The organism is Microvirga sp. VF16 (assembly GCF_016864375.1).
GTDB lineage: Bacteria > Pseudomonadota > Alphaproteobacteria > Rhizobiales > Beijerinckiaceae > Microvirga.
Window position 1 is genome coordinate 1,175,479 of sequence record NZ_CP069355.1, and the last position, 17,737, is coordinate 1,193,215.

20 protein-coding genes and 1 pseudogene are annotated in these 17,737 nt (G+C 62.0%); 13 read left to right on the forward strand and 8 right to left on the reverse strand.

What is annotated here, in order from left to right; all coding sequences use genetic code 11:
* Positions 1-33: 33 nt before the first annotated feature.
* The 4 genes from JO965_RS31055 to phnN are packed head-to-tail and all read left to right on the forward strand — an operon-like array spanning position 34 to position 3,023.
* Positions 34-879 (forward strand): carbohydrate ABC transporter permease, encoded by an 846-nt coding sequence (locus JO965_RS31055; protein WP_246777069.1) that lies wholly within the window; start codon positions 34-36, stop codon positions 877-879.
* Positions 876-1,706 (forward strand): carbohydrate ABC transporter permease, encoded by an 831-nt coding sequence (locus JO965_RS31060; RefSeq protein WP_203444733.1) that lies wholly within the window; start codon positions 876-878, stop codon positions 1,704-1,706. Before JO965_RS31055 ends, JO965_RS31060 begins: the two co-directional genes overlap by 4 nt.
* Positions 1,703-2,452 carry a DUF1045 domain-containing protein gene (locus tag JO965_RS31065; protein WP_203444734.1) on the forward strand — a complete coding sequence of 250 codons (750 nt, stop codon included), beginning with the start codon at positions 1,703-1,705 and terminating at the stop codon, positions 2,450-2,452. The genes JO965_RS31060 and JO965_RS31065 overlap by 4 nt, the downstream gene beginning before the upstream one ends.
* Before the next feature lie 4 nt (positions 2,453-2,456).
* Positions 2,457-3,023 (forward strand): phosphonate metabolism protein/1,5-bisphosphokinase (PRPP-forming) PhnN, encoded by a 567-nt coding sequence (gene phnN / locus JO965_RS31070; RefSeq protein ID WP_203444735.1) that lies wholly within the window; start codon positions 2,457-2,459, stop codon positions 3,021-3,023.
* Between the two features lie 284 nt (positions 3,024-3,307).
* Here the strand turns inward: phnN and JO965_RS31075 are convergent, their stop codons facing one another.
* Positions 3,308-3,514 (reverse strand): hypothetical protein, encoded by a 207-nt coding sequence (locus JO965_RS31075; RefSeq protein ID WP_203444736.1) that lies wholly within the window; start codon positions 3,512-3,514, stop codon positions 3,308-3,310.
* Positions 3,515-3,561: 47 nt separating this feature from the next.
* Here JO965_RS31075 and JO965_RS31080 point away from each other — a divergent pair, with 47 nt between their 5' ends.
* The 5 genes and pseudogenes from JO965_RS31080 (at position 3,562) to JO965_RS31095 (ending at position 7,759) form a co-directional block, all read left to right on the forward strand.
* Positions 3,562-4,641: a DUF3616 domain-containing protein gene (locus JO965_RS31080; RefSeq protein ID WP_203444737.1), complete on the forward strand. Its 1,080-nt coding sequence runs from the start codon at positions 3,562-3,564 to the stop codon at positions 4,639-4,641.
* 36 nt (positions 4,642-4,677) lie between these two features.
* Positions 4,678-5,727: a DUF2278 family protein gene (locus JO965_RS31085; RefSeq protein WP_203444738.1), complete on the forward strand. Its 1,050-nt coding sequence runs from the start codon at positions 4,678-4,680 to the stop codon at positions 5,725-5,727.
* Positions 5,728-6,341: 614 nt separating this feature from the next.
* Complete coding sequence (locus JO965_RS31090) at positions 6,342-6,662, forward strand: hypothetical protein (protein ID WP_203444739.1); 321 nt, start codon at positions 6,342-6,344, stop codon at positions 6,660-6,662.
* 83 nt (positions 6,663-6,745) lie between these two features.
* Positions 6,746-6,934 (forward strand): annotated as a pseudogene (locus JO965_RS48350) (hypothetical protein); the annotation flags it as partial.
* Between the two features lie 378 nt (positions 6,935-7,312).
* Positions 7,313-7,759 (forward strand): CBS domain-containing protein, encoded by a 447-nt coding sequence (locus tag JO965_RS31095; protein WP_203444740.1) that lies wholly within the window; start codon positions 7,313-7,315, stop codon positions 7,757-7,759.
* Positions 7,760-7,986: 227 nt separating this feature from the next.
* Here the strand turns inward: JO965_RS31095 and JO965_RS31100 are convergent, their stop codons facing one another.
* Together JO965_RS31100 and JO965_RS31105 are read right to left on the reverse strand one after the other, a co-directional pair.
* Complete coding sequence (locus JO965_RS31100; protein WP_203444741.1) at positions 7,987-8,190, reverse strand: hypothetical protein; 204 nt, start codon at positions 8,188-8,190, stop codon at positions 7,987-7,989.
* A gap of 67 nt (positions 8,191-8,257) precedes the next feature.
* Complete coding sequence (locus JO965_RS31105) at positions 8,258-9,013, reverse strand: hypothetical protein (protein ID WP_203444742.1); 756 nt, start codon at positions 9,011-9,013, stop codon at positions 8,258-8,260.
* Positions 9,014-9,215: 202 nt separating this feature from the next.
* Between JO965_RS31105 and JO965_RS49630 the strand changes: the two genes are divergently transcribed.
* Complete coding sequence (locus JO965_RS49630) at positions 9,216-9,515, forward strand: hypothetical protein (protein WP_371826914.1); 300 nt, start codon at positions 9,216-9,218, stop codon at positions 9,513-9,515.
* A gap of 3 nt (positions 9,516-9,518) precedes the next feature.
* Here the strand turns inward: JO965_RS49630 and JO965_RS31110 are convergent, their stop codons facing one another.
* On the reverse strand, positions 9,519-10,121 hold the full coding sequence (locus JO965_RS31110; protein ID WP_203444743.1) for a hypothetical protein: 603 nt from the start codon (positions 10,119-10,121) through the stop codon (positions 9,519-9,521).
* Positions 10,122-10,299: 178 nt separating this feature from the next.
* Between JO965_RS31110 and JO965_RS31115 the strand changes: the two genes are divergently transcribed.
* Positions 10,300-11,598: a DUF445 domain-containing protein gene (locus tag JO965_RS31115; RefSeq protein ID WP_203444744.1), complete on the forward strand. Its 1,299-nt coding sequence runs from the start codon at positions 10,300-10,302 to the stop codon at positions 11,596-11,598.
* A 163-nt stretch (positions 11,599-11,761) separates the two neighbouring features.
* Positions 11,762-12,268, forward strand: a complete 507-nt coding sequence (locus JO965_RS31120; protein WP_203444745.1) for a hypothetical protein — start codon at positions 11,762-11,764, stop codon at positions 12,266-12,268.
* On the opposite strand, the gene JO965_RS31125 is transcribed toward JO965_RS31120, so the two are convergent.
* The 3 genes from JO965_RS31125 to JO965_RS31135 all read right to left on the reverse strand — a co-directional run bounded on the left by JO965_RS31125 (position 12,195) and on the right by JO965_RS31135 (position 16,226).
* Entirely contained in the window at positions 12,195-15,416 is a 3,222-nt protein-coding gene (locus JO965_RS31125) for a cation-transporting P-type ATPase (protein ID WP_203444746.1), read from the reverse strand. The genes JO965_RS31120 and JO965_RS31125 overlap by 74 nt on opposite strands.
* 120 nt (positions 15,417-15,536) lie before the next feature.
* Positions 15,537-15,836: a DUF5132 domain-containing protein gene (locus JO965_RS31130; RefSeq protein WP_203444747.1), complete on the reverse strand. Its 300-nt coding sequence runs from the start codon at positions 15,834-15,836 to the stop codon at positions 15,537-15,539.
* 72 nt (positions 15,837-15,908) lie between these two features.
* Positions 15,909-16,226: a DUF5132 domain-containing protein gene (locus JO965_RS31135; protein ID WP_203444748.1), complete on the reverse strand. Its 318-nt coding sequence runs from the start codon at positions 16,224-16,226 to the stop codon at positions 15,909-15,911.
* A 445-nt stretch (positions 16,227-16,671) separates the two neighbouring features.
* Here JO965_RS31135 and JO965_RS31140 point away from each other — a divergent pair, with 445 nt between their 5' ends.
* A complete protein-coding gene (locus JO965_RS31140) occupies positions 16,672-16,860 on the forward strand; it encodes a hypothetical protein (RefSeq protein WP_203444749.1) in 189 nt (62 codons plus the stop codon).
* 109 nt (positions 16,861-16,969) lie between these two features.
* Here JO965_RS31140 and JO965_RS49635 read toward each other — a convergent pair whose 3' ends face one another.
* Entirely contained in the window at positions 16,970-17,719 is a 750-nt protein-coding gene (locus tag JO965_RS49635; protein WP_203444750.1) for a CYTH domain-containing protein, read from the reverse strand.
* Positions 17,720-17,737: the final 18 nt, after the last annotated feature.

Sequence of the window (17,737 nt, forward strand, 5' to 3'; positions counted from 1 at the left end):
CGGCGGGCCGTCCTGGACGCTGGGGCGGCCTGGATGCTGGCCGGCCCGGCGCTGGTGCTGCTGGTCGGCCTGTTCTTCCTGCCGGTCTTCGCCGTCGTGGGCATCGCGCTCACCGACTGGCAGTTCGGCGCCAGGACCTTGTCCTTCGTCGGCTTGGCCAACTTCCACGAGGTCTTTGCCGACGCGGGCTTTCGCGCCTCCTTCCTCAACACGATCCTCTATGTCGCCCTCGTCGTGCCCGGCACCATCGTGCTCGGGCTTGTGATCGCGCTGCTGATCGAAAGCGGCCAGTCCTGCCGCGCCTTCTACCGCGCCATCCACTTCCTGCCCTTCATGGCGACGCTGACCGCCATGGCGATCGCCTGGGAGGCGCTGCTGCATCCCACCATCGGGCTCGTCAACCAGACGCTCGCCGGCCTTGGCATCCCCAGCGCCAACTGGCTGCGCGACGAGGGAACGGTGCTGCCGGTGCTGGCCGTGATCGGCATCTGGCAGAACCTCGGCTATGCCATGGTGCTGTTCCTCGCCGGGCTGAAGGCGATCCCGCAGGACCTCTATGATGCCGCCGACATCGATGGCGCCGATCGCTGGCTCGACCGGCTCACCACCGTCACCCTGCCGATGCTGGGACCCGTGTCGATGTTCGTGTTCATCGTCGTGGCGCTCAGAGCCTTCGAGACCTTCGACACGGTGCAGATCCTCACCCAGGGCGGGCCGGGCCATGCCTCCGAGATGCTGCTGTTCACGCTCTACCGCGAGAGCTTTGAGTATCTGCGCACCGGCTATGGTGCTGCGGTGGCCGTGGTCTTCCTCGTCATTGTCGTCGCCCTGACGCTGATCCAGGCTCGGGTCATGGACAAGAAGGTGCACTACCAATGAGCCGCCTCTCACCGCCCTCGGCCATCCTGCGCCATGCCGTGCTGCTCGTCACCGGTGCGCTGATCCTGATCCCGTTCGTCTGGATGGTGTCGCTCTCGCTCAAGCCGCCGGGCGAGATCTTCCGCGCCTCGTTCAGCGTCTGGCCCGAGCAGTTCTTCGGGCTCGAGAACTACACCAAGGCGCTGACCACGGCGCCGCTGCCGCGCTACATGCTCAACGGGGTGTTTGTCTGTGCCCTGATCGTGGCGCTGCAGGTGCTGGTCTGCGCGCCGGCGGCCTATGCCCTGGCCAAGCTCGACTTTCCCGGCCGGAGCCTGCTGTTTGCCCTGGTGCTGGTGGCCCTCATCCTGCCGCATGAGGTGTTGTCGCTGCCGCTGTTCATCCTCGGCTACCAGATCGGCATCCTCAACACCTATGCGGCATTGATCTTCCCGTATGTGGTGTCGCCGTTTGGCATCTTCCTGTTCCGGCAGTTCTTCAAGACCATTCCCGACGACGTGGTCCATGCCGCCCGCCTCGACGGGCTCTCCGAGCTGGCGATCGTGTGGCGGATCATGGTGCCGATGGCGCTTCCCGCCATCATCGCGTTTGCGATCTTCTCGGTGGTCGGGCACTGGAACAGCCTGTTCTGGCCGCTGATTGCGGTGCGCGACGAGGCGCTGATGCCGCCGCCGCTCGGCATCATGGCGTTCAAGAACGAGGAGGCCGGCAACGATTACGGCCCGCTGATGGCCGCCTCCACCCTGGTCGTCGCCCCCCTCATCGTCGCCTTCCTCTCCGCCCAGCGCTGGTTCGTCGAAGGCCTCACCGGCGGAGCGGTCAAATGAGAAACGCCGAACAATCCGATCCGGGACCGGTCGCAACGGTCTCCCTATGTCAGTCTGGCGAGCCTCGCTACGCGATCTACTACAGCCCACCCGCAGAGCATCCCTTGACGCAAGCGGCTGAAGCTTGGCTGGGACGAGACGCCTTCCGGACTGCTCGCGGCAGCCTTGCTCCGGAGATCCACGACGAGGCACGGTCCGTCACGACGGAACCCCGCCGTTACGGCTTCCACGCGACCCTGAAGGCGCCGTTTCGTCTCGCTGCCGGCCGACACATCGACGAGCTCGAAGAAACCCTGTCCCGCTTTGCCGCGGCCTGTCGGCCGTGCCCGATCGGTCGGTTTCGGATTGATCTGATCAGCGGCTTCTTCGCGCTTGTTCCGGCAAAACCGCTGCCGATGCTGCGCGCGTTTGCCTCGACCATCGTCGAAGCCTTCGATCCGTTCCGGGCGCCCTTGAATGATGCGGAATTGCAGCGACGCCTGAGCCATCGTCTCGACAATATTGAGACCACGTATCTGGTGCGGTGGGGCTATCCTTATGTGTTCGACCGTTTCCGCTTCCACATGACGCTGACCGACAAGCTCTCGCCGGGGACGCAATCTCGGGTGCGGCACCGGCTTGAGGGGCATTTCGGGGCACTGACGACGGAAGACTATGCCATCGATGCCCTGACGCTGTTCGAGCAGGAATGGCCCGGTGCCGATTTCGTCGTCCGCTCCCGGTTCCCGTTTAAGAGGGGAGCGTAGCGTCATGGCGAACCGTAGTTCAAATGGCCAGCTCGTTCTGGTCGTCGGACCGAGCGGCGCCGGCAAGGATACGTTGCTGACGCTGGCGCGCGAGCAGCTTGCCCGTGACGATCGTTTCCGCTTCGTGCGGCGCGTCATCACCCGCCAGGCTGGCGGCGGCGAGGACAGCGCGTTCATGGCGGAGGAGGTCTTCCGCCAGCATGTCGAGGAGGACGCTTTCGCGTTGCATTGGCAGGCGCATGGCCTGTTCTACGGCCTCCCGAACGATTTGGACGATTGGCTGGCCCAAGGACATGTTGCGGTCGCCAACGGCTCGCGCGCCGTCGTGCCGGAGGCCCGGCGCAAATATCCTCGTCTGAGGATCGTGAACGTCACCGCGCCACCTGAGGTGCTTGCCAATCGGCTGAGGAAACGCGGCCGCGAAGCAGGGGACGCGGTGTCAGGCCGATTGATGCGTGGCGTCGAATTCGAGATCAGCGGGCCGGATGTCGAAGAGATCGCCAACGCAGGTCCGCCAGATATCGCCGCAGAATGCTTTGTTCAGGCCCTTCGTCGATGGGCTCAGAACTAATTGGGGAAGAACGACCTTCGGCACAAAGTTCGAAGCGCGCTTCGACTTTCGCAGAACTGACTGCTTTCGGCGCAGGGTATGCCCCGCCGACGGACGGATGGCCGGTATACGACCATTTGTCGGAAGGGAACGGAACAAACCTGGGGGAAACGCTTGCACCTAATCATGAGCACTTTGACGGCGGTACCCAAGGAGCGCGCAATGACAGTGGCGGAGTGGGCGATTTGTGTCGAGGCGAGGCGGCCTGATGGAACTCGCGAGCGCCGGGACATCAGCATCATCCGTCATGATCTGTCAGCACCCGCTCCGGACGACCTTGGTCTTCGACTCTTGGGGCGAAAGATCGGCTGCAGCAGCTTCAGCGCCAGATGATCGAGAACCAGGTCGAGCAGAGCGCCGCCCTGGATCGCAGATGTGGTGCCACGCGCCCGCTTCACGATCATCGGCGGTGGGTCATCCAAACCCTGTTCGGCACGGTGCCTGTTCGGCAACTGCGTATCCCTTCGGGACGATGATGAACCGGCTAAGGTCCTCTCAAATGACCTTCAATCTCACAGGTAATGTTCTCCTCGACAATGGCACGGCCGCGACCGCGAAACTGCTGGCTAACCTTTCGGGAGTGGCGAGCATTGGTGAATCTGTGTGGACGGTCTCTGATGAAGGTCGGACTGTGGAATGTCTGCGCCAGAACACAGACGGCTATCGACTTCACGCTCAGTTTGAGCTCGATGACCTGATCGAGGCCGTTCCCAGAGCCGACCACGCAGATGAACTCGGCCTCGAGTCAGTCGATATTTGCGACGGGCATCTCTGGCTCTGCGGCTCTCATTGCCGTGTCCGGGCGGAGCCAGATGCTGATGACGAGCTTAACGCAGCTCTGCGCAACCGTCCGAGCCGACAATGGCTGGCTCGTATCAGGCTTAAGAACCATGGAGGTGACCTCGCGGACGCTGTCGCACTGCCTTTCAAAGGGGAGAGTAGCCTGCGTCATCAGCTGGCAAGTGATGCCTATCTCAGTCCGTTTCTGGAACTCCCGAGTAAGGAGAATGGCTTTGATGTGGAGGGTCTTGCCGTCAGTCGCGACCACGTGCACTTGGATCTCCGCGGACCACTCGTGCACAGTATCGCAGTGGTTGTCTCTCTCAATCTAACGCCAGACTTCCAGATCAAGAGCACGCGCACGCTCTTTGTCGACTTGTGCGGGCTCGGCATTCGTGAGCTTGTCAAGGAAAAGGATTCGATCTTGATCCTCGCCGGACCCGTGAGTTCCGCGCGGGGACCGTTCAGGCTTTACTGCTGGAAGCCGCAACCCACACGGAAGATTCAACGTCCGTTGGAACTCTTGACATGGCCGGAGAGCTCCGAGAAGCCAGAAGGCCTCTGCATCATAGATCGTGGCGATCGAAGGGAACTCCTCGTGGTTTATGATAGCCAAATCAACAGGGTCGGGTCAACGGCTCGTCCTCCATGGCCGATCTTGTCACCTTACCATAACGAATATCGTGCATATGCTGATCGGTTCGCTTCAGTGAGCTCTGGAAATCGTTCTCAGAGCACTTCGAAATTGGCCCAGGAGGCCACGACGGCAAGTCCACCGCCTCAGCGCTGGCCGCTCTGAGGCTCGTCCTCTCACCACGACCGGATGGAGCACACGATGCCATTGAAGAACTACGCCGTCCTCAAGGGACGGCCCATCAACAACCGTCTGGCAACGGGCGCCAGTCCCCATTACCAAGTGCTCGTGTCCGAGAACGGCACACTCCATCGGATCGCGATCAATGTCAGATCGCAGGACGGCAGCGAAGTCGAGTTCCTCGTACGCTCACGCTTCGAGCATCCGATCAACGACATGCTGACAGAACTGCCGGAGGGGCTTCATCCGATCGAAAGCCGCCCAGGCGGCGTTGCCCTGGACTTTATCCGCGGGAACGTCGCTCAACCCTGGGAGTTCAGACCACTTCCTCTCTCGGCGAGCGGACCGGATAATGACCTGAACGAGAAGATCGATGCCTATGTTCAACGGGCTATGTCCGACGAACTGGCGATGATCTATGCCTTCGGGGAGACGTGGGGCCCCGAAAACGACAAGGCCGATAAGTATTTCGGTTTCAAGCCAGGCCGGGGGGTGCACGACATCCATTACAATCAAGGCAATCCGCCGGGACGCTTTGCCGCGCAAAATGGCCCCTGGCAGGATGGCGGTCTCATCTTTGAGTTTCCTGGGCAACGGCAATGGACCGCGATCTTTCTGAAGTTCCAGACACAGGCTTGGCATTCGGATGACGCAAGTGGCGATGTTATCGTGCAGCCCGATCCGGATCACCCTAACCTGCCCCATATACCAGTTGACCCCAACCGGATCCCACCATTCGATGTGCCTGATGGGTTGGTTCGCATTATCGCAGCCTACGTTAACGACGTGCGGACTCCAGAGCGCGAGACAGTCACCCTTCTGAACACGGCCGACGTTGCGGTCGACCTGGCCGGATGGCAGATCGCCGACAAACACAAGAACCGCTTCTCGCTGTCGGGCTCGATCGAAGCCGGTTCGACGCGGGTGATTGTGATGGAGGATCCCGTCAAGCTGTCAAACAAGGGTGGGATCATCTCCTTGCTCGACGCTCGTGGAATCAAGGTCCATGGCGTTTCCTATACGAAGGAGCAGGCCCGACAACCCGGGCGGACAATCCCGTTCCAGTCATGAGCGAGGCGGCGCGGTAAAGGACATTCGGGAGGCTCGGTTAGGCCTCCTGGCGGCGACCAGCGTCCGCAGCCCTGCCGCCGTGCCCCGCGATTGAATGCCGAGGCTTTGAGATGGGAACAGACGAAGGACGACCTTCCTCGCCGCATTCAAACGTCAAAGGCAGTCGGATCAATCCAAGAATGTCAGTAGCGTTCCTCACACCACCTAAGGGAACGATCGCAGCGATGGATCGCGCCATCATGAGGATTTGCCACGCTCGATTTCCGATCAAGAAGAGGGAGCATCCATGCGCAAGATTGTTGAAGGACCCAGCCCGGAGCAATAGCTCCACACAGAGGCCGAATACATTGATGCAGCTCTCACGTTCGTCAATCTGCCAACATCATCTTGCGACGCACGGCCGGACCATACAAATGGCACTCCCCGGAAGCCGCGGCATGGCCGGGTGTTGCGGTTAAAGCGTATGTTCCCGACAGGCAAAGATATCCTCGTCGGCCGCCCCCTTGCTGTGTACCAGCAACGACCTTGTGGCCGATTCACAGCCTTGACACGCTGAAGCACTGGCCAGACATTCGCTTGATGGTCTCAACCCGGCTCTTATCAATGGCGCTGTTATGACGATCGACATTGACCAACTGACCGAGGCCGAGCCGATCGATCTCAACCACCGCATCGTTGAGCGCGTGCGCTTTCTTGACCAGATGGGCGCTCATGTGGAAATGCTGGAGTTCAAGATCGGGAACCGGGTCAGTTTCCAGCCTCCCGGCCAGGGGCAACTCGAGGGCGTACTGACGCGCTACAACAAGAAAACCGTGACGGTGATCACCGCCACCGGCCAGAGGTGGAACGTCTCGCCCACTCTCCTCAGCAAGGTCAACCCGGCCAAAGACACCAGCACGGCTGGATCCAACGTGGTCCCACTGAAGAAGCGCTGACGCAGCTCGGGGACGTGCGGATTGACAGCGGTGACGGCACGGGATCACCATCCGGCCGGGGGTATGCCAGAAGGTTGGCGGCCATGGACCATTTCGATCACATCCTGAACTGGAGGCTGAAGCAGGGCTCACACACCTTTCCCAGGAAGGATGGTGGCACTTGCATCAACGAGGCGGCTATTGTGGCAGCGGGCTTTCCGTACCAACCCGTGCGCTCGGTCGAGGACATGCCGGCGTGCTTCTCCCGGCCGATCTACCGCTTGACTATGCTGTATCGCTCGACGGACTGCCTCTGTCGTTGTGGCGCTCCCATGGAGAACTTGGCCCATAGCGCATCCCTCCATTCAAGGGACAACGATGCACCATCAAACCCTGAGATCAAACATCTAAACCTCTGATCCAGAGTGCCGCTCGCTTCGGATGGTGGGACGTGCGAACTACCATCCATCCGATACAGACTGAATGGCGAGGCAGGGGAGCTCCATAGGGATTGGGTACGGTGCCTGCGCACCGTGCACCCCATCCGTGCTATCATGGATGATGAAGGCCGCTGTGCCCGCGCGTGGCTCAGCGCGTACCACGCAAGCACTCGCCCGACGCGGTGAGAGACGACAACAACGGCATGGTCGGGGGCACAGCATGAGGAACTCATGAAAATCAATGAGGTCATGACACGCGATGTGCGGCTGATCGAACCCACCCAGACCATTCGGGATGCGGCTCGGCTGATGGCGGAGATGGATGCCGGCATCCTGCCGGTGCGCGAGGGGGATCGTTTGGTCGGCATGATCACCGATCGCGACATTGCCGTCCGGGCAGTGGCCCAGGGCAGAGGGCCGGACACCCCGATCCGCGAGGCGATGACGGACGAGGTCTTGTACTGCTTTGAGGATGACGACACCACCAAGGTCGAGCATAACATGGCCGACATCAAGGTCCGCCGCTTGCCGGTGCTCAACCGCGACAAGCGCCTGGTCGGCATCGTCTCGCTGGGTGATTTGGCGGTGAAAGACAAGGCGGCCAAGGTTGGCGCCGCGATGGCCGGCATCTCACAGCCGGGCGGTCAGCACAGCCAGTCTGGCGGGCTGCATTCCTGAAGCTTAGAGGTGATGGCGGCTCTCGGATCAAGGTTGGCGATCGCAGTCGAAAAACCGAGCAGGAGCGGGACCAAGGCGAGCTGCCTTCCGGACGTTCGACTCCGTCGGAGCCGCATCGAGCGACCGAACGCTGAGCTGATGGCCATTCTCGCTTTGGTCCCCAAGCCCGCGGAGACCTGCGAGGCTCGTATGCTGTCGCGTTTGCACCTCACTGAGTCCATGGGCCTTTAAACAGGATTTGCCGGGCAGATCATAGATGGGATTCCCGGAACATGCCCAGCCTGGACCTGATGACCAAGCCCGAGTTGCTCACGTTTGTTCAACCGCTCGCCGATGCTTGCGCCAGACTTGATCGGCAGATCTCGGCGGTGGTCCAGCGGCAGCGGTTCGCTCAAGACCCGCATGATGCCGTCGCCGATGAACTTCAGCACGTCCCCACCCTCGGCTCGCACGGCCGTGACCACCAGCTCCTGGTATTGGCCAAGGCGCTCCAGCAGCTCATGGGGGAGGCAATTGCTCCGAGAGAGGGGTGTATCCACGCAGATCGGTCAGCAGCACGGCGGCTTCGATGGCCACCTGATCACCCCGGCGAATGGCGCCGGCAGCGATGCGCTCGGCCGGGCCATCGCCCAGATAGGTCCGCAGCAGGCTCTCGGCTGAGCGACGCATCGCGGCCGGTTCCAGCGCCGCCGCTAAAAAGGGACTGAGCTCCTCGATCAATGTCATGGCGGCCGGGCTGAACCCGTCTGCAGCATCGGTGGTGAACGCAGCCCCTTGCACCGAGCCATCGCCATAGATGATCGGCAGGGCCAGGTAATCCGTGCTGCCATCCTCGGCCAGCTCGAAGAGCACCGGATGGTCCCGGGCTGGATCGAGGTCTTGCAGGGAGCGGCGAAAGCGGGTCCGCGTCTTGATGACATGTTCGAAGGGGCTGCCGGTGAAGGCACTGGTTGCCAGGACACTGCGGGGGACAGTGTACTCTTCGGCTCCGGTTTCGCGCATCCAGATCACCCCCCAGGCTCCGATCAGAGGATTGATCAGCCGCTGCCCGACCCGAACCCGCCAAAGCGGAATGCCTGCGGCCAAAAGCCGGTTGCAGGTTTGGGCAACGATCTCGACCGGGGAGAGAGCCACGCGGGCCGTACCTACCAGCCAGATGGCGAAGTCGATGACATTGAAGTCGCGGATCTGCTGAGAGAGCATGGCATATCCTACCTGTGCGTTGCCGGTGACGGACGGATGCAGCAAACGCATTCGGAGCGCTCCTGACGATTATCCAGCCGGACCCGACACGACCCAGCACAACGGCTGCTCTTGGCATTCTCAGACCAAAGAATTCGGTCCGCCCAAGATGCCAAAAACATCTCCCTTGAGACGCCCCAGAGTCGCCACGTCTGATAAGGAAGCAGCTGTGTCATATCCCTGTCAGGTAGCTCCTCTAAACGGTCGAGCCGACATGCAGCGCTATTACTTCAATCTCACGGATGGTTACCGATTGTACCTGGATTCTGTCGGGGTCGTTTTGGTCGGTCCTGCGGCAGTTCGGCAGCATGCCCTTGAGGATGCCCGCGTGCTGCTTGAGAGTTGGATGGCCCGAAGCGCATTGCCCTGGCGGGTTGAGGTGCATGACAGCCTTGGCACCATCGTGTGCAGCATCGCTCTGGCTGATGCTGCTGTTTCGGAAGCCCGTCCTCTTTCCCATTCTGGGGTTGAGTCTTGCGAGTGGACGAGCCAACTCCTCGAATGCGCCAGCTGAGTATCAGACTGGATCTGAACGACTTGAGCCATCCCCATGCGGTAATGATCCGTCGCCACCACCAGTTCCAGCAATATGGTGGAGCGTGAGGGCATAGTAAAACAAGGAGGCTGCCGGTCCGATCAGTTGACCTCTCATCAGCTGATAGAAGCCCAGGCCCGCAAATCCCAGGGCCAGGGTGGGACTCCTGAGTATCCTAGCTGAGCCGTACGAACTCCAAAAATGTTCGAAGGCCGTCCCGCCGACTTGCCCGCGGGCTGCCTGATAGGCGCTCAAGCCGAAAAGACCTAAGGCTGTCATGTCGAGGAGTTCAGGAAGCGGGGCTGTGGTCCGGTCCTTGGAGAGAATCGGATTCACCTGATCGGGACTGCTCGCAATTTCGAATAGACTGGTTTCGGTCGCAAGAAGCTCCAGGAGGTCAGCCGGCTCCTGGTGCCGGATCAGGATGCTGCCGGTTCGCGGATCGGCACTCAGTTCGTCGATCTCCAGATGGCGCGAAAGCGCTTGAATAACCGACGCAAACCACGCCGCGTCCCCCCGCTTCGAGGAGACCCGGAGCCGGGCTCTGCCTGGCAGCTGATGCTCGACGATTGCAATGGGCGCCATCCCTGGATCTCCTTCAGTAACCATCTATGGAGACGCCTAACCAATGCTCGACTTTGACGTTAAGGAGATCAGGATAGCAGCCAATTCAGCCCGCACCATAGCTCAGAGCCTGTTGCAGCCCTATCCGATGCTTGTGCTGAGAAGGCGCCTCATCGGCTTGCAGATGAATGGATGAGACATGCAGCTGGATAAGCCTCCGCGGTCAACGGCGTTGTCGCGCCTCGGCTATGAGCCGGATGACGGCTCGCACGAGGAGAATGCCCGGCAGCGGCTGAGGCGCAACCGCAACCTGGCCACAGGCCTGCTTCTTGGGATGGGAGCAACCTATGTAGCCACCCACCTGGTCCGCGAGCCTGGTTTCGGAACGCTCCTCGTCCGCTCGGGCGCTGAGGCGGGCATCGTTGGCGGCTTGGCCGACTGGTTCGCCGTCACGGCCCTCTTCCGTTATCCCCTGGGCCTGCGCATTCCGCACACGGCCATCATCCCGAACAACAAGGACCGCATCGGGCGGACGCTCGGCCGCTTTGTCGAGCGACACTTCCTGACCGAGGAGATCCTGCTCGCGAAACTGAGGAAGGCGCATGCCGGACAGCGGATTGCCGAATGGCTGGCTGCCCCGCAAACAGCGCCCCTGATCGCGGACACGATCATTGCAGCCATACCGCACCTAATCCGCACACTGGAGAGTCACGACATCCACGATTTTGCTAACCGCACGCTCGGCGAGCAGCTTCGCCAGGCCGATCTCGCTCCGATCATCGGCCGCGCGATCGAGATGACGACCACGAGTGGGGAGGCTGACGTTCTCTTCGAGCGGGCGATTGGCATTGCGGTGGGCTGGCTCGAAGACAACAGGAGCCAAATTGATGACCTGGTGCGGGAACGCAGCAGATGGTGGATCCCGAAGGCGATTGATCGCCGCATTGCCGCAGCCATCGTCTCGGGCATCATGGATCTGTTGCAGGGCCTGGCGCAGCCGGACAGCGACGTGCGGCTGAAGTTCCGCGATGCCTTGGCAGGCCTGATCGACGAGCTTCTTAACTCTCCCGAGCAGCGGGAGCAGCTCAACGCCTCGAAGAACCGGATCCTCAACCATCCCGATGTCCAGGCCTGGATTGCCTCGGTCTGGGGTGAACTCTCGCAAACCATGCTCGACGACTTGGCGCAGCCATCTTCCAAAATGCGCAGCGCGCTTGAGCAGGGGCTTCACCTCGTCGGCCGAACTCTGGCGTCGGACCATGTCATGCAACGCCACATAGATGAGGCCCTGGAGCGGCTGGCCGCCTATCTCACCACTTGGCGTGGCGAGATTGGCGGCTTCATCGCGGAAGTGGTCAGAACCTGGGATACGCGAACGCTCACTGACCGGCTCGAACTCGTGGTCGGGAGTGATCTTCAGTATATCCGGATGAACGGCACCGTCGTCGGCGCCTGCGCAGGGTGCTTGATCTTCCTGTTGACATCCCTCTTTACCTGACACTTCTCGCGCGGGCTCTGTCAACAGCCTGGTGTCCACGCGGGCAGACGCGGGAGCCTGTCATCAAACCTTCGTGGGATCGCCGTATAAGCACGCTCGAAAGCAGCGGGGGTCGCTGCTTGTTGCACATATTTCGCCTATTGAATTGACGAGTTTCATTGTCATGCAGCAGCGACAGCGCGCCTATATCGTCCATCGTACGGTGGGCCGCCTGCGGATCAAAGTCCCCGGTCAGCGGCATAACGCCCAGTTCTTTCAGAACCTCCGCCGGCAGCTGATCGACCATGCCGAAATTGGGGAGATCGAGGTCAATCCGCGCACTGCCAGTGTCCTCATCAAGCACCGCGCGGGCTTTGACCTGGGTGTCCTGCGCAATCCTTTCCTGGAGCTCGATTTCGACGGGGACACGGCCCAGCTGCGTGCACGACCGGCGGCTGAAAGACACGTCGCCCGCCTCGACACCTTCATTCAACGATTGACAGGTGGCGAGGTCGACCTTGCGGCCTTCCTGGTGAAGATTGCCGTTGCGGTCGTGACGAGGCAGCCGCCGTTGCAGCTCCTGGCATGGTTTGCTGAAGCCTTGCTGCGCGCCTTCATCAAGTCGAAGACCGCTTCGATCCCGCGTCTTCCAGTCCCGAAGGAACCAGAGGGCCTCCTGGCCGCAGCCTAAATCGATCAAGGCATTCTTCCGGCATATGGGAGGGCGGGCTTCCCAGTTCGTCTTCAAGGCTTTTACGCTTTCTGGAAAAGTGCAGGATTTCCGATTCAGCGCCCGAGGACTTCCCGGCGGGCTTCATCGTTTCAAGAAGCGCGAACGGCAGCAATCCTCCCGCAAGCGTCACGAGCCTGTCTCCGAGCCCGAGCGGCGCTAGCCCCATGAGGCTCCGCACGCCGGGCAGAAGCATCACAGCCGATTGAGCCACGGCCGATCCGACCAGGATCTTGGACAGCGTCGGGTTGGGCGGGAGTTGGCCGGAGCCGAAGATGCTGCCCGACGAAGACCGACACGTGAGCGCATGAAGCAACTGGGCCATGACGAGGCTGTCGAACGTCATCGCGCGCGCTTGCGGGGAGTCGAGGCCATAGCGGACGACGCCCAGCGCTCCGGCAGCCATCGAGCCGGCCGCGAGAAGTGTCGCCTGCGCCGATAGACGGCCCAAATCCTCGCGGCGCACGATGGACCGGCTCGCCACTTCCGGCGGACGGTCCATGACGTTGGCGTGCGCCGGCTCCAGGGCCAGCCCGATGCCAGGCAGGACGTCCGAGATCAGGTTGATCCAGAGCAGCTGCATTGGTGCCAGGGCTCCGCTCGATCCCAAGGCCGTGGCCATCAGCATCAGGAGGATCTCGCTCGAATTGGTGCTGAGCAGATAGTAGATCGCCTTGCGGATATTGGTGTGAATCGTGCGGCTTCGCTCGATAGCCAGGGCGAGGCTGTTGAGATCATCCGTGTCCAGGAAAATGTCAGCGACGTCCCGGGCCGCCGCGGACCCGTCCTGGCGCAGGGCAATGCCGATGTTGGCGGCCCGCAGAGCCGGGCCGTCATTCACCCCGTCGCCCACCATTGCGATGGCGATCCCGGATGACTGCAGGGCATGCACGATCTGCAGCTTCTGGGCCGGGCTCATCCGGGTAAAGGCGTGCGTCTCCTGGGCCGCCCTTGCGAGACCTGCCGCGTCCAAGCGCTCCAAATCCCCCGCATCCAGAACCTTGATGTCCTCCCGGTCGTTCAGTCCGATCTGCTCCGCCACGGCACGGGCTGTCGCGCCCTGATCCCCGGTGAGCATCACGGTCCGCAGGCCGGCCTGGTGGAGCGTGGCGATGAGCTCGGACACCTTCGGGCGGACCGGGTCCGCCAAGCCCATCAGGCCGAGCCAGGTCAGGTCCTCAATCCCCGCAAAACCCTGATCGGAATACGAAGACCCGGGCTCACCGTGAGCGAACCCAAGCACCCGCAGACCCTGTTGAGCCATGCTCAAATTGAGATGTTCGATGTCGAGGAGGCGGGTGGCCGTCAGCTCCTGTTGCCCACCCGCGGGCCGCGCCTCCCAACGGCAGCGGGCGAGCACCTCCAGGGGACTGCCCTTTACAGCCAGCAGAACCTTGTCGCCGCTGGCATGGGTGGTGGCCATGAAGCGGTAGGCCTCGCTGCGGTGCTGCACCGAGAGGCGCGGGAACTCCTGCCGTAAGGCACGGGCATCCACACCGTGGTCGAGGGCTGCCCGCACGAGGGCATTTTCCGTGCCCGAGCCGTTGAGAACAAGCTGACCGTTACTGTCCTCGATCTCCGTGTCGCTGCACAGGCAGGCGACCCTCAGCATGCTCTTGAGCCGAAGGTCATCACCCGGGCTCACCTCAGCGTTATCCTGGCCAACGAGACCTCCGTTCCGCGTGCGATAGACGTGTTCGCCTAGGGCCATGGCCGTGACGGACATCTGGTTGAGCGTCAGCGTGCCGGTCTTGTCGAAGCAGATCATCTGCACCGAGGCCAAGGTCTCCACGGCGTCCAGCCGGCGGGCCAGAATGCCGTGCTTGCGCATGTCCTCGACCCCGAGCGCCAGGGTGGTGGTGGCCACCATCGGCAGCCCTTCTGGCACGGCAGCAATCGTCAGCGACAAAGCGGAGCGGGCCATCTGAAACAGAGCAAAGCCTCGCAGCCAGCCGATGCCGAAGAGCACGCCGCCTGCCGCCATGGTGGCCCAGACCAGTGTCCGGCCGAGATCATCGAGCTGGCGCTGGATCGGCGTCTCTGGTGAAATCGTCGTGCCGACGAGGCGCTGAATGCGGCCGACCTCTGTTTGGCTGCCGGTTGCGACGACAATGGCCGTTCCACTGCCGCCGGTCACGATGGTGCCACGGTAGACCATGTTGGTGCGCTCGGCGAGCAGAACGCTTGCGCCGGCGATCCCCTCCGCAGATTTGGCCGCCGGCAGGCTCTCGCCGGTCAGTGTCGCCTCGCTGACCATCAGATCACGGGCGCTCACCAGGCGCGCATCGGCTGGCACGACGGAGCCGCGGCTGAGCCGGATGAGATCGCCGGGCACGAGGGTCTCCGCCGGCACCGCGCGGGCTTCCCCGTCGCGAACCACTCGGGCGGTCTGCGCGCCCGGAAGCGAGAGATTTTGGATAGTCCGCTCTGACCGGCTCTCGGTCTGGTAGCCGATGGCTCCGTTCACCGCGACCACACCCAGGATCGCGGCGGCTTCGAGAAGACCGCCAGTCGCGACGGACACGATGGCCGCTCCGGCCAATAGAGCGACCGGCAAGCTCTCGAACTGGGAAACAAAGATGCCGAGATCCGAGCGTCCCGCGAGGCGTGGCAAGGCGTTAGGACCGTTGCTCGCCAGACGATCGTTGACTTCGGTGTCCGTTAGCCCCGCGTCCTGTGAGCTGCCGAGCACCGAGAGGACTTGTTCAAGCGCCCACTCGTGCCACGCGGCGGGCTGAACGCCTTGTGAGACATCGTCTTCGGGAGGGGCAATCTCGCCCCGCAGCAGTCCTGAGGCGAAGTCGATGATGGTCTGGAGTGGGACAGCCGGATCGTATTGAACGATCAGATTCCCGGTCAGGCTGCTGGCGGTCGCGCTCAGAACGTCCGGGGCAACCGTGAACCCGTGCTCGAGAAGGTGCTGCAGCGGCTCGGATCCTTGCAGGCCGCCGATGCGCAGGCGCGCCCGGCCGGGGACTGCGGTGTGAAGCGGTTCGATCACAACAGGAGCAGGTTGCTGGCCAGGCGCTTCATTCCTGTCCGCAGCAACCAAGGCTTCGGGCGCAATTGGAGAGCCGTCCTGCGGCAAGGGCCTCAGAGTCTTGTGCAAAGAATCCCCCTGAAGTCAGCCGGGCCTGAGGCGGCGCAAGACCGCCTATCCTGATGAGAAGCCACTCACGGCTATGCCGGTCGGCACTTTGCGACGATATTCGCGCAGAGGATCCGCTGGTTATGCCGGAGCTGTCCCCTCGCTACGCCGGCCGCGCCGACGGCCTGGCTCGTCCTCGGTTGCCGCTCCGGATTCAGCCAGTTCGGCTCGGGCTTCCCCGACGATGTCGCCGGTTCTCTCATTGAGCTCGGCCACTGCCGTGCGGCCCTGGTCATAGGCGATCAGCCCGGCCTTGATGACGGTCTTGGCGAGGGGCCGCAGGATCGGCACGATCACCGGAGCGACCACGGCCATTCCCAATCCAACGGCGAGCCCAGTGGCAATATTACCACCCTTGAACATGTCTTCAACGAAGGCCATTTGCGCTCTCCTCTGTTGTCCTGCCGGCTCCGCTCATGAGTGTGCTGGCAGAAGGCGTTCGTTCAGTGTCTTCTACGCTGGACTTGGTGTTTCAACTTCTGCTGCTCGTGGAGTTGATGTGCGGCGTTCTGGTGGTGCCTCGCTCTCGCCTCTGCCATTCGCCTCAGCAAGTTCTGCCCGCGCCTCAGCGACGATGTCTCCCGTGCGTTCGTTGAGTTCGGCAAGAGCCACGCGGCCCTGATCGTAGGCCACAAGGCCGGCCTTGATCACCGCCTTCGCCAGCGGGCGCAGTACGGGCACAATTGCCGGGGCCACAATGGCTGCCCCCAGGCCAACCGCCAGGCCCGTGACGATATTGCCACCTTTGAACATATCTTCGAATAGAGCCATGGTGCCTCTCCTCGCCACAAGGGGCTTGGTTACTCCGATACGGACGTACCACTCGAAAACAGGCTGCTCTCGACTCGGCAAGAATTGCTGAATCCATCCGGTTCAGAATTCATGTCACTGTACTGACGGGTACTGAACCAACCGGATTCTGTTGGTCTGATCCGGTTTACGCTTTGCCATCACATGCGGCGTGGTCACTGATGATAACGCGGTGAGCAAAACAAGCGTTTCGTAGCTCGCTAAAGATAACATTCACTGAACTGTCACAGTCAACAGTCATATAAATGTCATGTAACTGTCACAATAACCCGGCCAACATCAGGCGCTCGAACCAGTAGCCAAGACTGGCCTTGCTGGCGAAAGCTGGTTGACTGACCTACGTTAGCGTGGGTTGTTTGGGATGCGTCCCAACAGCCGACGGAAAGAGCCAGTCGGAGGACCGTCAATGGCAGCCACAATCCCAAACACAGCACGCATGACCGATGATGCTTATCCGGACCTTGCCGCCTTCATGATCGCGCGGGCCATGGCGGAGGCCTTCCAGGACGAACCTGACCAGTCTCTGCCGAAGCCGCTCGCGGCTATCCTGCGGCAGATGGAGACTTGGAAGCATTACGGGCAGGATGCAGCCTGAGCCGCGACCGCCTTGAGCATGCCGCATGACCGAGCTGTGCGGGAGGTGATGGCCGCCGTCCTAGAGAAACTCGAATGAACCCGGCAAGCCTATCCTGCTCCTGGCTCCGTTACAGCATGCGACGAGCCGCCAAGGCAAAGTCATACATGCGGCTGGTGAGCCTGCTGTTACGACGCGCCGGGTCAGTTACGGACAAGAAGGCGGCATGCATGATGTCGCCCGCGCTTGCTTGGGGATGACGGCGCTGCACCTCTTGCAAGAGTTCCCCGTTGGCAATTGCGCGGGTCGACAGTTCTTCGAGCGTGCGGGTGATGGCCTCCACATCAGGACTCACTGTGGTGCTTCTCCTCATTGAGCCTGTGGCTGCCTGATGGGCTGACACGGTGTGGCACGCATAAACAGCTTGCCCCTTTGGCGCATCCACAAGACGGGAGTTGCGAAAGCGCGGATCATGGCTGACTTCCTGGCCCAGCCATGCAGGACGTTCGATAGGCTGCTCCGGGTGGTCGAGCCCCACCTCAGCGAGGACCAAGCCGGCGTTGTCGCCCGCGAACTCGTCGACGTGCCAGACAAGACCTGCGTGCGGAACTTCATAGCGGGTCTTCTCGATCAGCGGACGATGGCACAGCTTGAACATCGCCTCAGCTTCCTCAACCGGCACCTCATACTCGAACTCCGAGCGCACAAACCCGTTCGGCTCGCCTTTGACGGTGAGATAGGCCCATGATCCGGCCCGCCGCACGCGGACGGTCACGCCGTCAGCACGGGCGAGATAACCCTGGCAGAAGCGCTGCCCCACGGCATTCTCGCGCCAGCCGTCACTCACCACGAGGAACTTGCGCTCGATCTCGACGGGCATGAGACCTGTCCAAGCTAC

Bases quoted from the DNA above. Each gene is read 5' to 3' on its own strand.
- JO965_RS31055 (WP_246777069.1), top strand. From the start codon at position 34: ATGCTGGCCGGCCCGGCGCTGGTGCTGCTGGTCGGCCTGTTCTTCCTG.
- JO965_RS31060 (WP_203444733.1), top strand. From the start codon at position 876: ATGAGCCGCCTCTCACCGCCCTCGGCCATCCTGCGCCATGCCGTGCTG.
- JO965_RS31065 (WP_203444734.1), top strand. From the start codon at position 1,703: ATGAGAAACGCCGAACAATCCGATCCGGGACCGGTCGCAACGGTCTCC.
- phnN (WP_203444735.1), top strand. From the start codon at position 2,457: ATGGCGAACCGTAGTTCAAATGGCCAGCTCGTTCTGGTCGTCGGACCG.
- JO965_RS31080 (WP_203444737.1), top strand. From the start codon at position 3,562: ATGACCTTCAATCTCACAGGTAATGTTCTCCTCGACAATGGCACGGCC.
- JO965_RS31085 (WP_203444738.1), top strand. From the start codon at position 4,678: ATGCCATTGAAGAACTACGCCGTCCTCAAGGGACGGCCCATCAACAAC.
- JO965_RS31090 (WP_203444739.1), top strand. From the start codon at position 6,342: ATGACGATCGACATTGACCAACTGACCGAGGCCGAGCCGATCGATCTC.
- JO965_RS31095 (WP_203444740.1), top strand. From the start codon at position 7,313: ATGAAAATCAATGAGGTCATGACACGCGATGTGCGGCTGATCGAACCC.
- JO965_RS31105 (WP_203444742.1), bottom strand. From the start codon at position 9,013: ATGCGTTTGCTGCATCCGTCCGTCACCGGCAACGCACAGGTAGGATAT.
- JO965_RS49630 (WP_371826914.1), top strand. From the start codon at position 9,216: ATGCAGCGCTATTACTTCAATCTCACGGATGGTTACCGATTGTACCTG.
- JO965_RS31110 (WP_203444743.1), bottom strand. From the start codon at position 10,121: ATGGCGCCCATTGCAATCGTCGAGCATCAGCTGCCAGGCAGAGCCCGG.
- JO965_RS31115 (WP_203444744.1), top strand. From the start codon at position 10,300: ATGCAGCTGGATAAGCCTCCGCGGTCAACGGCGTTGTCGCGCCTCGGC.
- JO965_RS31120 (WP_203444745.1), top strand. From the start codon at position 11,762: ATGCAGCAGCGACAGCGCGCCTATATCGTCCATCGTACGGTGGGCCGC.
- JO965_RS31130 (WP_203444747.1), bottom strand. From the start codon at position 15,836: ATGGCCTTCGTTGAAGACATGTTCAAGGGTGGTAATATTGCCACTGGG.
- JO965_RS31135 (WP_203444748.1), bottom strand. From the start codon at position 16,226: ATGGCTCTATTCGAAGATATGTTCAAAGGTGGCAATATCGTCACGGGC.
- JO965_RS31140 (WP_203444749.1), top strand. From the start codon at position 16,672: ATGGCAGCCACAATCCCAAACACAGCACGCATGACCGATGATGCTTAT.
- JO965_RS49635 (WP_203444750.1), bottom strand. From the start codon at position 17,719: ATGCCCGTCGAGATCGAGCGCAAGTTCCTCGTGGTGAGTGACGGCTGG.